At 40.7% G+C, this 16890-nt stretch carries 13 protein-coding genes and 1 pseudogene; 8 read left to right on the forward strand and 6 right to left on the reverse strand.

Going from position 1 to position 16890, the window contains the following annotated elements; genetic code table 11:
- Positions 1 to 11: 11 nt before the first annotated feature.
- On the forward strand, positions 12 to 896 hold the full coding sequence (locus tag PGX00_RS23055) for a sensor domain-containing diguanylate cyclase (protein ID WP_407702419.1): 885 nt from the start codon (positions 12 to 14) through the stop codon (positions 894 to 896).
- A 21-nt stretch (positions 897 to 917) separates the two neighbouring features.
- Here the strand turns inward: PGX00_RS23055 and PGX00_RS18730 are convergent, their stop codons facing one another.
- The 4 genes from PGX00_RS18730 to PGX00_RS18745 form a co-directional block, all read right to left on the reverse strand.
- Positions 918 to 2027 carry an HD-GYP domain-containing protein gene (locus tag PGX00_RS18730; RefSeq protein ID WP_272139431.1) on the reverse strand — a complete coding sequence of 370 codons (1110 nt, stop codon included), beginning with the start codon at positions 2025 to 2027 and terminating at the stop codon, positions 918 to 920.
- Positions 2028 to 2299: 272 nt separating this feature from the next.
- The gene (locus PGX00_RS18735) at positions 2300 to 3223 is read right to left on the reverse strand and encodes an aminoimidazole riboside kinase (RefSeq protein ID WP_272139434.1); all 924 of its coding nucleotides are present in this window, start codon (positions 3221 to 3223) and stop codon (positions 2300 to 2302) included.
- A gap of 28 nt (positions 3224 to 3251) precedes the next feature.
- Positions 3252 to 4925, reverse strand: coding sequence for a glycoside hydrolase family 32 protein (locus PGX00_RS18740; RefSeq protein WP_322107884.1), 1674 nt, complete (start codon positions 4923 to 4925; stop codon positions 3252 to 3254).
- Positions 4926 to 4992: 67 nt separating this feature from the next.
- Positions 4993 to 5982 (reverse strand): LacI family DNA-binding transcriptional regulator, encoded by a 990-nt coding sequence (locus PGX00_RS18745; protein ID WP_272139436.1) that lies wholly within the window; start codon positions 5980 to 5982, stop codon positions 4993 to 4995.
- Between the two features lie 238 nt (positions 5983 to 6220).
- Between PGX00_RS18745 and PGX00_RS18750 the strand changes: the two genes are divergently transcribed.
- Complete coding sequence (locus tag PGX00_RS18750) at positions 6221 to 7666, forward strand: sucrose-specific PTS transporter subunit IIBC (protein WP_272139438.1); 1446 nt, start codon at positions 6221 to 6223, stop codon at positions 7664 to 7666.
- Positions 7667 to 7779: 113 nt separating this feature from the next.
- Here PGX00_RS18750 and PGX00_RS18755 read toward each other — a convergent pair whose 3' ends face one another.
- On the reverse strand, positions 7780 to 8514 hold the full coding sequence (locus tag PGX00_RS18755) for a DeoR/GlpR family DNA-binding transcription regulator (RefSeq protein WP_272139440.1): 735 nt from the start codon (positions 8512 to 8514) through the stop codon (positions 7780 to 7782).
- Positions 8515 to 8529: 15 nt separating this feature from the next.
- Positions 8530 to 9234 (reverse strand): glycerophosphodiester phosphodiesterase family protein, encoded by a 705-nt coding sequence (locus tag PGX00_RS18760; protein WP_272139442.1) that lies wholly within the window; start codon positions 9232 to 9234, stop codon positions 8530 to 8532.
- A 286-nt stretch (positions 9235 to 9520) separates the two neighbouring features.
- Between PGX00_RS18760 and PGX00_RS18765 the strand changes: the two genes are divergently transcribed.
- The 6 genes and pseudogenes from PGX00_RS18765 to PGX00_RS18790 all read left to right on the forward strand — a co-directional run bounded on the left by PGX00_RS18765 (position 9521) and on the right by PGX00_RS18790 (position 16773).
- On the forward strand, positions 9521 to 10540 hold the full coding sequence (locus PGX00_RS18765) for a C4-dicarboxylate TRAP transporter substrate-binding protein (protein WP_272139444.1): 1020 nt from the start codon (positions 9521 to 9523) through the stop codon (positions 10538 to 10540).
- 83 nt (positions 10541 to 10623) lie between these two features.
- Entirely contained in the window at positions 10624 to 11100 is a 477-nt protein-coding gene (locus PGX00_RS18770; protein WP_272139446.1) for a TRAP transporter small permease, read from the forward strand.
- 9 nt (positions 11101 to 11109) lie between these two features.
- Entirely contained in the window at positions 11110 to 12393 is a 1284-nt protein-coding gene (locus tag PGX00_RS18775; RefSeq protein ID WP_272139448.1) for a TRAP transporter large permease, read from the forward strand.
- 18 nt (positions 12394 to 12411) lie between these two features.
- A pseudogene (locus tag PGX00_RS18780) lies at positions 12412 to 13205 on the forward strand (HAD-IIB family hydrolase).
- A 60-nt stretch (positions 13206 to 13265) separates the two neighbouring features.
- On the forward strand, positions 13266 to 14537 hold the full coding sequence (locus tag PGX00_RS18785; RefSeq protein ID WP_272139450.1) for a hypothetical protein: 1272 nt from the start codon (positions 13266 to 13268) through the stop codon (positions 14535 to 14537).
- A 283-nt stretch (positions 14538 to 14820) separates the two neighbouring features.
- Positions 14821 to 16773, forward strand: a complete 1953-nt coding sequence (locus PGX00_RS18790) for an alkyl/aryl-sulfatase (protein ID WP_272139452.1) — start codon at positions 14821 to 14823, stop codon at positions 16771 to 16773.
- Positions 16774 to 16890 lie beyond the last annotated feature (117 nt).

The raw sequence follows: 16890 nt of genomic DNA on the forward strand, positions 1-16890 counted from the left end.
CCGAGTCAAAAATGGCAGAGGCTTATAATGAGCTTGAGGTCATCTTCAATAATGCCTTGGTCGGTATTTTAGTGGTTGATAAAGATAGGGTAGTTCAAAGAGTAAACCAAACATTCGTCGATATGATAGGCTTTGATAGGCCTGAAGATTGGGTGGGGAGATCATCACGAGAGATTCATTTGAGCGATGAAGCTTATGATCAATTTGGCGAAAAATTTCATTCCTCTCTCATCAACCGAGAGGTTGTTGATTTTGACTATCAAGTTAGAAATAGAGATGGTAAGCCTATTTGGGTCGCCATATCTGGAAAAGCAATAGACACCAACTTACCCGCTGATCTTGAAAAGGGTGTCGTTTGGGTGACAAGAGATATTAACAAACGTAAGTTAATGGAAGAACAACTCATTAAGCTAACCCGAGAAGACCCATTAACAGGGCTTTTCAACAGAAGGTATTTCATTGAAAGCAGTGATCGCGAGTTAAAATTAATGCGTAGATACAATAAAAGCCTTTCACTGCTCACAATAGACATCGATCACTTCAAAAGTATTAATGATACCTTTGGTCACAATATTGGTGATAAAGCGTTAATATTTTTCACTCAAATTTGCAGCGATATCGTTCGAAATATCGACATAGTTGGACGCATGGGTGGGGAAGAGTTCACGATATTACTAATAGAATCTAATTTGGACCAAGCTTCAGATATCGCACATCGTATTCTCAGTACATTAGCTAAAAAATCTATGTTGCATAAAGATATCCCTTCTATGAGTGCTAGCATAGGGGTTGTTCAAATAGAACCTAAAGAGACATTACAATCAGCAATGAAACGAGCTGACAAACTGCTATACACGGCTAAGAAAAATGGTAGAAGCAGGGTTTGCAGCCAGTGAGCAATAAATTTTACGAGCACATTAGTTCGGCATTATTGACGCCATGACTTTGTTTAAGATATTCACCCAATACGGGCAAAATTGAGTTCCACTGGCACTGTTTATTTCTTGCAGTGCATGAGATATATGACGTTTTGTATGAACTTGATACTCGCGAGTATGCGTCATGGCTTCAAAGGCATCCACCAAAGCCAAAATCTTTGCTCCGTGTGATATATCAATATTACTTAACCCTTGTGGATAGCCTTGTCCGTCAGCGCGTTCATGATGTTCATAAATAAATTGGCGCGCTTCACTCCAATGTGGCATTTCAGATAGAAAATTCACGCTACGCTGAACATGACCTCTTAAACGCGCTTTCTCTGAATCTGTAAAGCGAGTTTTCTGCCGTAGCATCGTCAATGGCAATAAAGACATACCTAAATCATGTAGATACACCGCGGCTCTAAGTTGCTTCTCGTCTACAATTTTTCCCGCAAATTGGTTCAACAATAGCGCTAATTTTAGCTGGCGACCACTGCGACCATCCCAGTTATCTAATCTATCTTCAACCGGCTTCATTATGCTTTGAAAAAACATCAGGTCAGGTTCAACCTCACTTGACCAATCAATACTGAGGTCATCTAATTCTTGAGAAAAAATCGTCGATTTACTGCTTTCTGTCAAAGGTGGTTCAATGATATGTAGTGACTTTGTTAGCAACGCTTCATGAGCATCCAAGTTTTCAATTTGTACCTTCGCCATCATCTCGGTGGCTGCAGAATACATCTCTGAATCATATTCCACACTCCCAGCGTTCGCTATATCATCGACAAAGGACTTCACTTCTTCAATAATGCTCAGAAGAAGATCCGAGATTAAAGTATTATATTGAATGGCCCCTTGCCTCATAAAACCAAGGATATCTTCAAGGGCGGATAATAAAGGTAAAAGTGGCGAAAACTGAGCAAGACCGACGTCACCTTTAATGGTATGAACGGATCGAAAAAGTTTATCTAAAAGCTCCCTGTTATCAGGATCATTACTTAACAAAACCAAGGTGCTCGCGCTATTTTCACAAAGAATCTCTACTTCGTCCACCACATCAAGCAACAATTCGTTATCTAAATCTACAGGGGTAAAAGTCTTCATCTGTGTTACTCGCGATAGTACTGTCTTAGTTGAATACCCTAAAATAAGGGGTAATCAATGCAAACAAATAGGCAAATGCAACAAATATTGTACCTCAGTTTATTACAACTAAAGTGGTACTGGTTCTAAGTATCAACAATTAATGTTATCTAAACTTACCGAGATATGAGTGTGACATCTATGACAAGGGTATCCTTACCCTTTGAGGTTCGTTTAATCGAACACATTTTATCTAAACGGTTATTTAGTGGCACTCGTTGAACGTATCCATTTTAACTTTCTATATATTCTAGTAATGCCGCTTTTGTCGGTAACGCCGTCATTGCCCCTTTTTTAGTGGTCGCCAAAGCACCACAACTATTACCCCACATTACCGCTTCTGCAACAATATCAGGTTCACTCCAATTATTGCTTTGAGCTAATCGAGCGATTAACCCGCCAACAAATGCATCTCCCGCACCGGTCGTATCTATTGGTTGTACGGGTTTGCCTGTGATTAGTGTCTCAGAACCATTTTGAATGACCAATGCACCTTTCGCACCCATAGTAATCAATACCAAAGTATTACCGAAAAGCGAAAGCTGTTTTATTCCCGCTTCTAGGCTGTTAGTTTCAGTTAAAAAAAGTAGCTCTTCCTCGGAAAATTTAACCACATCGGCTTGTGCCAGTGCTTTCAGTACCACTGGCTTAATTTCTGATGGATTTACCCAAACCTCTTCTCGTAAGTTAGGGTCAAAACTCACGTGACCACCAGCTGCTTTGATCCTTTCAATCGCTTCAAATGTACTGCTTCTACTCGGCTCGTTGGCAAGAGAAATCGAACATAAGTGTAACCACTGATTAGCGTGAAACTCTGGTATATCTGAGGATTGCAAAAATTGGTCTGCACTCGGTTTTACCATGAACGTAAAGCTACGCTCTCCACTATCATCAAGGTCTACAATCACTGTTGATGTTCGCTGATCTTCATCAAGGACAAGGTGATCAGTATTTACCCCTTCTTTCTGCAAAACTTGTTTCATAAATCGACCAAGAGGATCATTACCTACTCGTCCAAAAAACGCGCTGTCGCTTTGTAGCCTTGCAGCCGCCACAGCGACATTTGCAGGGGCACCTCCTGGGCATTTTAAATAGGTAGATTCTCCTTCAGGAATAAGGTCAACAACGGCGTCACCAGAAAGCCAGATTCGATTCATAATTTGATCCTTTCTATTTCTACTAAGGTTAAATAGCAATGGGGTTATTATCTTTAAGGCCGATTTTTGCTGAAGATAACGGCCAAAACAGGAATTTAGCTTTCCCGTCTAACGCTAAGTGGGTTGCTCTCTCAGGGGTAAACACACGGCTAGTCATTACAAATTCACCACCGTTAATAAAGATCTCCAGAGAAGAGTTGTCTGCCAATATCTGGAAGCTAACTGTTTCGCTATCGAGCTTTAGTTCTCTTATGCAATCGCCTTCTCTAAGCAATGTATTCGACCGATCTAAGAGTAACGTCTGGCTACTTTTATCCAATAAAATAGAGCACTCATTTTCGCTATCTTTAAACAAAGATAATTTACTCCCCCATTCTAATTCTACGTGCAGTTCAAACGCCTTGGTTTTCAAATCTCGTGATGAGTATTCAAGTTCAAACTCTTCCAATGTAGAACGCAAAGCTTCCAATTCCTTAATCGGTTGCTGAATCAGTTTCTCATCAACCAGAGTCAGTTGACGTAACAATGTCAATTGATGCAACCAGCCGTTGTCTACTGTCGGCTGATTTATCTCATCTGGAAGTCCCATCCAAGCGGTTAACACTCTTCTACCATCTGGCGTTTCTAATGTCTGAGGCGCATAAAAATCAAACCCATGGTCTAGCATCTTAAAATCGCTCAACGACAACTCACCCTGTTCAGAAATAGCGGCTTTTAGGAAACCGTTATGATGAGCTACCGTATGGTGGCGACTGCACGATTGAATACCTTGAGGGCCTATAACGGCGATCAGTTGTCCATTTAATTCAAAAAGATCCGGGCATTCCCACATGTAGCCGAAGTCACCTAAATCATCACCATACAATTTGTCAAACTTCCAATGGAGTAAGTCGTGAGATTTATAAACAGCCAATCGACCCAATAAATCTTCTCGCTGGGCCCCCACCAACATCCACCATACATCTCCAATTTTGACCACTTTAGGATCGCGAAAGTGAGCTGTCACGCCTGCAGGTAAGCTATCAACAACAGGACCCAGTTTCTGAAAATTTATTCCATCTTTAGATATGGCAAGGCATTGTGTTGTTTGTCGGTCACGCTGTTCGCCGATACGCACATTACCCGTGTAATACAGCATCAATTGGTCCGGTGTACTCACCGCATGCCCCGAAAAAACGCCATGGCTGTCAAACCAATCAGAAGGTGTCAATGCGAGAGGTTGCACCTCCCAATTAACTAAGTCTGTACTGGTTAAGTGCGCCCAGTATTTATCCTTGTGTACACATTCAAAAGGGTACCATTGATAGAAGAGATGATACGTACCTTGATGACAAATGAAACCGTTAGGGTCATTTAATAACCCTGTAGGAGGAGCTACGTGCCAACTTGGTCTATATTCACACTTCTGGGGACTGGTTAGTTTATCCACTGCGTGAAGCTGTCGATTACGAATTTCAGAACCTAATTGAATCAGTTTGGAAGAATCAATGTTATGACCAATCTCAAAGCTTACTTGAGACATGGTGACACAATAATTATCCAATGCACTTTTGGCTAACAAGTCACTATTATCGACTTCGACTATTAATCGCCCTTGAGAACTAAGAATACGATTAACATTGTTAATACCACCACAGCTTTCTATATAAGCATCTATCATAGCAAGACCATCTTTATTGGGAACGTTTGCAAGAATAGACAAAAAAAAGGCCGAGCTCAAGAAATCATCAAATTAAGTGAGATCGGCGTCACATTAGATAAGCAATCAGCTAGCAAGATTGACGCTCTACGGCTCTGAAGCTTAATACTATTTTACTCATAAGCTGTTGCTTTCCCTCTATTAAGTCTAAAATCACTGAGGCAGATGTTTCACCAGCCGCTTCAAAGGCGTAGTGAAAAGTAGATAACGAGGGACGAGAAACCATACCAAGATCATCATTGCCAACACCAAGAACCTTTATTTCTTTACCGGCTGTTTTTCCACTCTCTTCAATCGCTTTTATTGCCCCAATAGCGATTCTATCTGTGGCGCAAAAAACACCATCTAAGTCTTTGTTAACAATCATTAAAGATTTCATTTGCTCGTAGCCAGATTCCATCGAAAACTCACCGCGACTATGAAAGCTAGGCCCTTCCATTTTGAGTGATGAGAGCGCTTGAGTCAGTCCCAGGTAACGCATTGAATCAACCGCAATATCTTCACTTGAAACCCCAATGAAACCAATATTCTTGCAACCTGCCTTAACTAATCTCTGACCAGCAGAAAAACCCACTCTAACGTCATCATGTATTACACTCGGAATATCGTAATTAGAACCGTCTTGACCGACAAGCACAACAGGGACTTGGGATTGATTAATCACATTCATTAACGTTTCATCTAAATGTGTTGCGTATAAAATAATCCCTTCGACCCTCTTTTGATTAAAAAGTCGAATGTATTCAATCTCTTTTTCATGTTTATGCTGACTATTAGCCAAAAGTACATGTTTTCCTTTTTTATCAAATATATGGCTAAGGCCATCCACGCCCTGAGCGGTAGAATTTGAAGACAAAGTTGGGACAATAACCCCAATAAGGTTGGTTTTTTGAGACTTTAGATCTTTCGCCACTTGGTTTACAACATAACCGCACTCTTCAATCGCCTTCTGCACAATCTCTTTGGTACTCTGCTTTACACCATATTCATTATTAATCACCCGAGAAACTGTCGATTTAGAGACACCGGCTAATTTAGCAACGTCATGTAATCCTACCATTCTTTCCTCTACACTCATCAAAACTGCAATTGTTACCAATTTTCTCAACTAATTTAGAGAATAGATAGCCTAAAATTAGCCAACTTGACGCTTTAATAACCAATTTAGGAGATCAAAATCACATTTACTGAGCATTTATTTTGACGAAATCAATTAAATCTTTAAGAATTCGTTTTGCAAACGTTCCCGAAACTTAAAATAATATTCTGAATACCAAATACAGAATGGAGTGTACATTATGAACTATCCAAAGGTTGCTAAAGAGCTGCTAGCCCTACTTGGCGGCAAAGACAACATCGAAGCTCTAGCGCATTGTGCAACTAGGCTTCGCCTAGCACTAAAAGACGACTCCGTCATAGATGAAGAGGCAATCGATGCCCTTGATGGTGTAAAAGGACAATTTAAGGTAGCAGGTCAATACCAGATCATTTTTGGTTCAGGTATCGTAAACCAAGTTCACGCTGAACTAGCAAAACTGACTGGAATGAGCAATATGTCCACTCGAGAAGTTGCTTCAGCTGGCGCTCAAAAACAAAACATATTACAGCAGGCGATTAAGGGTTTATCAGACATATTTGTTCCAATTATTCCGGCAATCGTTGCTGGCGGTTTATTGATGGGGATATTTAACCTATTAACCGCAACTGGACTATTTATTGAGGGTCAATCATTAATTGATGCCAATCCGGGGCTAGCCGATTTAGCTAGTATGATTAACACCTTTGCTAATGCGCCTTTTGTTTATCTTCCAGTATTGTTAGCATTTTCGGCCAGTAGCAAATTTGGTGGCAATCCATTCTTAGGCGCAGCGCTTGGTATGTTAATGGTCCATCCCGACTTACTAAATGGATGGGGATTCGGTGGCGCAAGCGTGTCCGGCACTATACCAGTATGGAACATTCTGGGCTTTGAAATTCAAAAAGTAGGGTACCAAGGTTCTGTATTACCTGTACTTGTATCTGCATTTATTCTTGCAAAAGTCGAAATCGGTCTGCGCAAAATTGTCCCATCGGTATTGGATAACTTGCTCACACCAATGTTGGCGATATTCATCACTGGTTTCTTAACATTTACTATCGTTGGTCCATTCACTCGTGACATTGGTTTCTTACTTGGTGATGGGTTGAACTGGTTATACGATTCCGCAGGCTTCGTTGGTGGCGCATTAATGGGCTTAATCTATGCCCCGTTTGTTATCACAGGTATGCACCATAGCTTTATCGCTATAGAAACCCAGCTTCTTGCTGATATTGCGATTACAGGTGGTACTTTCATATTCCCTATTGCTGCCATGTCTAATGTTGCACAAGGTGCAGCGGCACTCGCAGTCGGATTCACTACCAAAGACATCAAAACCAAAGGTATCGCCATGCCGTCTGGTATTACAGCCCTGTTAGGTATTACAGAACCGGCTATGTTTGGTGTGAACTTAAAACTACGTTACCCATTCGTAGCAGCCGTTATCGGTGCAGCAATATCAAGTGCTTTCATTACTCTTTTCAATGTGAAAGCAGCGGCATTAGGTGCAGCGGGTCTACCAGGCATCATCTCCATTCGCCCTGGAGATCTCAGCTACTACGTTATAGGCATGCTACTTTCTTTCGCTGTCTCTTTTGGCTTAACACTAGTGTTGGCGAAAAGAAACAAAGCAAAAAATGCAGCTCAAACTCAAGCGACGGCTTAATGGTAATATCGAGACGGTGAGTACACTTGAGCAGTAATTCTTGGAAAACTAAATAAAAGAAAAACGCCCAGCTTAGCTGGGCGTTTTTAAAATACTAAAGATTATTAGCCTATCTACACCGGATAAACTGGTAAGTCGACTGGTAAGCCTGCCTTATTGGTATAAATACGCGAAAAAGAGGTGAGATTTGCCACTTTTACTGACGCAAATCGTCCCCACTTACTGGCGTCGGCTAACAACCAGTTTTGTCTTGAATTAACCAGAATCGCCTTAGTAATCTCCGCTTCTTGGGGCTCATGTTCCATCGCAGACAAATTAGGCGTGACAGACCCACAACCAACGATGCCTATATCGGCTTCAAAATCACCAAAAAATTTTAAAACACTATGCCCGACCACATCTTGATGATCACAACGTATTAAGCCACCACACAGATAAACTTCTACATTTGGGTTATTTTCAAAAATTCTGGCTACCTGCAGATTATTAGTGATCACCCTAAGCGCTTTAATACCCGTCAAAAATTCGGCTACATAGGTCACTGAACTACCAATACCCATTATAACCGTGGCCCCTTCAGGGATCTGTTTTGCTACTTCTTGACCAATCGCTATTTTTACATCAGATTCAACTTCACGTCTAAACTGGTAGGTCGTGTTGGTCAAGTTTGCGGGCAAACTTATTCCACCATGTACTCTGCGAGCCAAGCCTTGCTCACACAATAAATTAACATCACGGCGTATTGTTTGCGTCGTCACCGAAAACATGACCGACAACTCATCAATCTGGACATCGCTATGCTGTTTCAAGTATCCAAGTATTTCTTGTTGTCGAAGAGTCAGCTCCATGACGATTCAATCCTATTAAAATAATTCAGGGTTATCGGTGATAACATTATCTACTTTCATTTGAATAAAGTCGTTCAACTTGTCTGGATCATTGAGTGTCCATATATTAAGAGTATAACCCTTATCCGTTATCGACTTCGCCATGTCACTGGTTAACATTTCTTGATTCACATGAACACTAAATAAACTTAAATGCTCTATTTCATTAAGATACTCAGTGGACTTTTCTTCAGTAATATAACCGCGCCTAATATCAGGTAATAGTGTTTTGCATTGTTCAACCGCATGTTTAGAAAAGCTAGAGAGCAACAGTCGCTCGTTTGGAAAGTCGATAGATTTTAAAACGTCTGATATTTTTTTAACTAGAGGAACAACTTGAACATCATGATGTATCTTTATTTCTAGATTCATAAATAAGTCTTTATCAAGGCAGGTTTGCAGCGCTTCTTCAAGTGTTGGTATTTTTTCTCCCGCAAATGCACCATCAAACCAACTACCAGCATCAAGTTGTTTCAATTCACTGAGCGTATGAGAAGCCAATTTCCCTGAACCGTTTGTACAACGCTCCAAAGTTTCATCATGAAATATAACGGGAATACCGTCCGCGGTGAGCTGGGTATCAATCTCTATCCAATGAATACCAGAATCAGCCGCTTTGTTTAATCCTGCAAGCGTATTCTCTGGTGCTAAAGCCGCTGCACCACGGTGACCTACAATCATGTTTCCTCTCTGTACATTCATTTGAAATCATTTATTCATTAATAGCCAATGTTACTAACCCGCACTATAAATTCAAGCGCAAGACAATAATAAACAAGTTATGACAGCGTTCTGATAACAAGATCACAACATTCATATGAAGGTGTAATTGTTCGTATTAATATTCATATGAATATTATATGGTACGTAATCTAATAATTAGAAAACAACAAACGTGAACAAGCGCTCATAAACGAGCATGGTAAAGACAGGAACATTTTACCTAACTACATAGAGGGTTAAGAGAATGAAAAAGCTACTACTGGGAACTGTATTGACGGCTGCAACGCTGTTTGGATATGGCGTCACTGGAAGTGAAACTGCAATGGCAGCATCGCAAAAACCAGTAAACATCAATATGAGTTTAGTATTCACCCAAAATGAACTATTAACCAAAGAGCTGATTAAAGTAAGCGACAACATTCGTACGCGTACAGATGGTGGCGTGAACATTAAAGTATTCCCGGGTGGTCAATTACCTGTCTATAAAGATAACCTAGAACAAGTAGTAAACGGTGCTGACTGGATTGCAGTTGAAGACTTAAGCTACCTTGGCGACTTTGTACCAGACTTTGCAGCACTAGCTGGCCCAGGCCTTTACAACTCTTATGACGAATACCTTGCAATGATGAAAACTGATTTTGTAGCCGATTTAACAGCACAGGCTGAGAAGAAAGGCATCAAAATTCTAACCGCAGATTATATGTTCGGCTTTCGCCATATGATAACAAACAAAGAAATTAAGAATTCTGCTGATATGAAAGGCATGCGCATTCGCGTACCTGGTAGCCAACTATTCATTAGTACTCTAAGTGCAATGGGGGCTGCTCCTGCTTCTCTACCTTTCCCTGAAACTTATGCAGGTGTTCAACAAGGCGTAGTTGACGGTCTTGAAGGGTCTATCTTAACGATGTACTCAACTAAGATGTATGAAGTAGCAAAAAACATGTCATTTACTAAGCACTTCTTAGGCACTGTAGGTTTATATATCTCGCCAAAAGTTTGGGACAAGTTAAGCGCAGAACAACAAACTATCGTTATGGAAGAATTAGAAGCGGGTGCCGTTTCAAATACAAATGAATTAGTGAAGCTAGATGCTGAATATATGCAAAAGCTTAAAGATTTAGGTGTGACTTTCAACGAAGTTGATAACGCTGAATTCGGTAAACTTACTGCTGATGTCTACAACCAATTCCCATCATGGAGCAAAGGTATTCACGCAACTATTAACGGCGAACTGGACAAAATCCGCGCTGCTAGCAAATAGTTAAAAGACGACCTACAACGCCTTATCTTGCCCTAATGTAAGGCGTTGTAACTAGCTCGTTTACGTAGATTCATGGAGTACAAATGCGTTTTATCACTAACCTTGAAGAAATCTTAGCTTCAATTGCCATTTCTATTACAGTGTTAATGGTCATCATTAACGTTTTCCTCCGTTATGGCTTCGGTTTTGTTGTGCCCTGGAGCGAAGAGCTATCTGTCATCTGCTTTATATGGGCCGTTTATTTCGGCATCAGCTCTTGTTACAAACACAAGTTACATATGGGTGTCGATGTCATCATGACCTTGCTACCTGACAGCGCTAAGCGACCTTTTCGTCTTGTAATAGCCTGTTTTTTATTAGTATTAAATGTGATTTTGGCTTACTTGAGTATTGATTACACAATGCTGTCGACCAAAGTTACCCCCGTTATAGGAATGTCTTACTTCACTATTAACGGTGTACTCGTTGTCTGTTTTTCTCTTATGGCGATTCATACGCTGAAATTTATCAAAGATGATTTGAGAAATTCAGATGAAAACTCGTCGACACATACGCACTAGGTGGCTGAAGTGGAAGTTTATTTACCGATTATCCTCCTGTTTGTCTTATTTCTACTGAATGTACCCATTGCGTTTTCTTTGATCGCATCATCTATGGTGTATTTTCTATTTCTAAACACGTCTATTCCCGTCAGTTTGGTCATGCAAAGATTTATCTCCTCTGCTTCTTCTTTTCCGTTGTTGGCGATACCATTTTTCATCATGGTTGGATCCATAATGAACTATGCTGGAATAAGTCGAAGTTTATTGGCCTTCGCTGATTCAATCATCGGGCACAAAGTAGGTGGGCTAGCCCATGTGAACGTACTATTAAGTACGTTAATGGGTGGTATTTCAGGTTCGGCAAACGCCGATGCCGCTATGCAATCAAAAATATTAGCACCAGAAATGACCAAGCGTGGTTACGACCTGCCCTTTACGGCAGCCGTAACAGCCGCTTCTTCAAGCATTAGTCCCGTTATTCCCCCTGGAATTAACCTTATTATTTTCGCATTGCTTGCTAACGTTTCTGTGCATTCGATGTTTATCGCTGGTTATGTACCTGCATTTTTAATGGCTTCATCATTGATCTTTACTATTGCTATCATTTCTAAAAAACGTGGCTATAAGCCCTCACGATCGGAACCAGCAAAAGCAAAAGAACGTTTTCACTATTTTTCCAAGGCAATCCCGGCACTGCTAATACCATTTGGCATTATTCTCGGCATGCGATTTGGCTTGTTTACGCCAACAGAAGCCGGTGCTATCGCCGTGTTGTTGTGCGCCATCATTGGTGGTCTTATCTACCGAGAATTAAAAATAGTTCATATACCCCTGATACTAAAAGAGACCATTCAAGGTACTAGTAGTGTCATGTTTATTATTATCGGTGCGATGGTGTTTGGATATTATATGACGCTAGAACAGATCCCACAGAATGTGGCGTCAGCGTTGATTCAGCTAACCGACAACAAACTTATGCTATTGCTCTTAATCAACGTCCTTCTGCTCGTTGTAGGTATGTTTATTGAGGGCGGTGCAGCAATGATCATCTTAACGCCTCTGCTACTTCCTGCCGTTCTCAACCTCGGTGTGAATCCGGTTCATTTTGGTGTCATCGTAATAGTCAATATTATGATTGGTGGCGTGACGCCACCGTTTGGCTCGATGATGTTTACCGTGTGTTCAATTCTTAAAGTAAGAATGGTGGATTTTGTCCGTGAGGTAACACCATTATTGATCGCATTGTTAACCGTGCTAATGATCCTGACTTATTCAGAAAGCTTGGTCATGTTCTTGCCAAATTTACTGTAATTTAATAAGGAATCGAATATGAAATCGGTACCGAGTCAATTAACGAGAGAGTGGGAAGCCATAGACTGGGTCTTAACGGACGTAGATGACACCCTAACTTGGCAAGGTAAACTTCCTCCGGAAACCTTAATAGCCCTTAAAGATTTGCAGAATGCGGGCATTAAAGTGGTTGCCGTTACAGGTGCTTGTGCCGGTTGGTGTGATCATATCGCTCAGCTATGGCCTGTTGATGCTGTGCTAGGCGAAAATGGCGCGTTTATACTCGAAAAAAAGACAGTTATCTCACCATTAGAGCTGACGTAGCGTTAGAAGAATTAAAACAACGACAGCATAAACTGAAACGACAAGTACTCACTATTTTAGAAGATTACCCAGAGCTAGGTTTAACCCTTGATCAATCCTATCGTTTGTGTGAAGTCTCTATTGATATAGGGCAAAACTGCCCTCAAGTTAGCAGCTCAATTATAGAAGATATTGTTAGTAAGATAAACGCACTGGGCGCTCATGCAACGGCAAGTTCCATTCATATAAATGCTTGGTATGGCGAACATTCCAAAAAGATAACATCGCTTAACTTTCTCAAAGAGAAGGGATTAACCGACGAGGAAATACTCTCACGTTGTTGCTATGTTGGTGACTCTCTAAATGATCAACACATGTTTGCCACCCTACCTAATAGCATAGGCGTGGCGAACCTTTCCCATTACTGGGACAAGCTGATATCCCACCCTCCTATCATGATGACAGAACCAGGAGGCTATGGTTTCGCTGAATTTTCACAACAACTGTTACAGATAAAAAAGAGTAATTAACAACACTCAGACCAACCACTCCAAAAACATAAATACAACTCTAATGGGGGCGTCTAACGCGTGAAACTCGATCTTGAAGTACTCGATACTTCTATGCAAGTAAGAACAACTGTCAGCAAAAATAAAACTTCCTCACTCGAAATGTACATGTTTTTACCCAACGACATGGGAATTCGGGAACGAGATATTTGCGCCAGTGTTTTATTGGATCTAAAAGCGTCTCGCTACCACTATTCGATATCAAAAGCCAAGTTTCCACTTCTCAAGCAGAAAAAGCTCAATTCCGACAGCACAATAGACTTTCCAATTTTTCTAAAAACGTTCAAATTAAAACTGTCTAGACTGGTTCAAGATACCGATAAAAACAAAGCTGATTTACGCGAATTTCTAGAAGTTGCAAGCTCATTACTTAATGATCTGCGCAATACACCAACCACTGACGACAACATCAAAGATTTCAAAAGCGCAGATGAGCTCTGCTCCTATTACGCAGAGCAAATAACCCTCGCTTTCTGCCATTCTGGCAAAAAAGAGAATAAAAACACCGCTATTTACGATGAACTGATTAAGTTTGCTTGTTCAGAGCGAGAATATCGAAGAGCAAACTACGGTTTAAAATCGAAAGAAGCTCAATATATCCGAAGAAAAGAAGACTATTTTTGCAAATCGATAAATATTACCCAACAAAATAGTACGCTCGGTGTATTACGAGAACAGGCCGCATTCAGTCTCAGTGCTTTTTTATCCATGCTCTTAACAACGTTAGTCGTCTTTTACGTGCAATTGGGCTATGGCACTGTCTCATTTGCTCTGCTAATGGCACTCTGTTTTAGCTATATATTTAAAGACAGATTTAAAGAGCTTTTTCGCATTTATATTGCAAAGAAACTGAGTAAGGGAAAATTTAGTTATAGGACAGTCTTGTACGATAGCGACAACAAAGTCGTGGGACAATGCTTCGACCTAGCAGAGTTTATCATCCCCGATGATGAGATCATATCGGTGCGCGGTAAAGGCAAATACACAAAAAAAGACGCGGATGAAATTGTTATTTTCTATAAAAAGAAATACGAAATAAATGACAAATTCATGAATGGTTTCACTCAATTACGAGACACCATGGATATAAACCTGCATACATTGTTAGAGCTATTACCCGATACAACATTAAGACATACCTCTTATGAAAATGGGAAATTAGTCAAAAACAAATTCTCTATGTTGCACGATATCAATCTCATTTTTCGTCTTAATGACAACAAAATAGAGCGATATCGCGTCAAAGTATCTCATTCTAATATCGCAAAATTAGAACCTGTGAATTGGTCTTAATCGAATTTAATTAAGTAATTTACAATGTAAACCTACCTATAAACAAACCCGTTTATTTCCCCTCCCTGCATAGTCACGTAAATGAGAATTTATTAAATCCTGCGGAATTTGCATACCAATCAGCACAATTGTTGCTAGTATGTTAACTGGATAACAAAACCCTCTAATTTATTATTTCTATATAAAGACAAATAACCTAAGTTAAATATAAGCACTTTCTCTACAATACAAGGCTGTTAACTTAGATACCACAGGACTCACAACACTACAGAAGGACCTAGGCATGATAAGAAGTGTCATTTCACTGATTGCATTAGCGGTTTCCGCTAATGCGATGGCGATTGATTCCAAGCCCGCTACTCAATCGACGATAGAAGCAAATAACAACGTTCTCAAATCTCTCCCTTTTAGTGATACAAAAGATTTTGAAGACGCTCAACGGGGATTAATAACAACCGAAGACACCGTCACCATTAAGAACGAAAACGGAGATGTCGTCTGGGACTTAGAATCTTATAAAAAATATATTTCGCTTGATAAGAAATCTCCTGCAAGTGTGAACCCTAGCCTTTGGCGTAATGCACAGCTAAATATGATCAATGGATTATTCAAGGTCACTGATGGTATCTATCAGGTTCGCGGTTACGATTTATCAAACGTTACCTTTGTTGAAGGCAAAACAGGCTGGATTGTTTTTGACCCACTCATTTCTCAAGAAGTCGCGAAAGCAGCACTAGAATTTGTCAATAAAGAGCTCGGTGAACGTCCGGTTAAAGCGGTCATCTACAGCCATAGTCATTTGGACCATTTTGGTGGTGTACGTGGACTCGTCGATGAAAAAGACGTGATTGCTGGCAAAGTTGAGATTATCGCCTCTCATGGATTTACAGAACACGCAGTATCTGAAAACGTCATAGCAGGTAACGCAATGGGTCGTCGTGCTATCTATATGTATGGTGCGTTACTTCCTCGCAATGAATTTGGTGGTGTGAATGGTGGACTAGGTCAAACAACGTCTACCGGTGTCGCTACACTCATTGGCCCGACTGACATCATCGAAAAAACAGGTGATGAGCGCATGGTTGATGGCGTGAAAATGGTATTCCAATATACTCCAGGAACCGAAGCGCCTACAGAAATGAACACATGGTTTCCTGAGAAAAAAGCACTTTGGATGGCGGAAAATACCACCAATACCATGCATAACATATTAACCCTTCGCGGTGCGCAAGTAAGGGATGCATTGAAGTGGTCTAGCTATTTAAATGAAACCATTGAATTATGGGGCAACGAAGTAGAGGTTAAGTTCCAAAGCCACCACTGGCCGCTTTGGGGACAAGAAGATATCATCAGCTACTTTAAGAAACAGCGCGATATCTATAAATACACCCATGACCAATCCGTTCGGTTAATGAACCAAGGCTACACTGGAGAGGAAATATCTGAGATCATCAAATTGCCCAAAGAGTTAGAAAACAACTGGGCGACACGAGGTTATTACGGCACATTGCGTCACAACAGCCGCGCGGTTTATCAACGTTACATGGGTTGGTATACCGGAAACCCTTCCGACCTAAATAATTTGCCACCTACAAATGCCGCCATTAAATACGTCGAATATATGGGAGGTGAAAGTGCAGTTTTAGAAAAAGCCAGAGCGGATTTTGCTAAAGGTGAGTATCGCTGGGTAGCCGAAGTTCTTAAGCATGTCGTATTTGCTAACCCTAATACCAAAGGAAAAGAGCTACTGGCAGACACCTATGAACAGTTGGGTTATCAAGCTGAATCTGGACCTTGGCGTTCCGTTTACTTACAAGGGGCTTATGAACTTCGCAACGGCACACCTACAACCGGTGGGCTAACAACGGCTTCTCCAGATATCATTAGAAATATGCCTCCTGAGATGCTATTTGATTACCTATCCGTTCGAATCCTTCCAGAAAAAGCGGAAGGGATGAACTTCTCAATAAACATCGATTTTACTGATCTAGACGAGCAATACACCCTAACGATTGAGAACTCAGTGTTGAACTACACCAAAGTTATCACAGAAACCCCAAGTGTTAGTTTGAAGTTATCTAAAGCCGTTCTAGATGATGTGCAAATTGGTAGCACAACGCTTGAAAAAGCCATCGCTAATGGGGATATTGTTATCGATGGGGATGCTAGTAAATTTAAAGACTTCATTGGCATGCTGGACCAGTTCAAGTTTTGGTTCAATATAGTCACACCGTAAGGCAAAGAGTATGAAAGTATTGGCTATATCGCTATTAGTGTTTTCTGTTTTAGGAGCAACCCTAGCTGGGCTTGCTCTTACGATGGTCAGTTTAATAACCCATTCACCGAAAGCTAT

Origin of the sequence: Vibrio algarum, assembly GCF_028204155.1 — a bacterium.
Lineage (GTDB): Bacteria > Pseudomonadota > Gammaproteobacteria > Enterobacterales > Vibrionaceae > Vibrio > Vibrio algarum.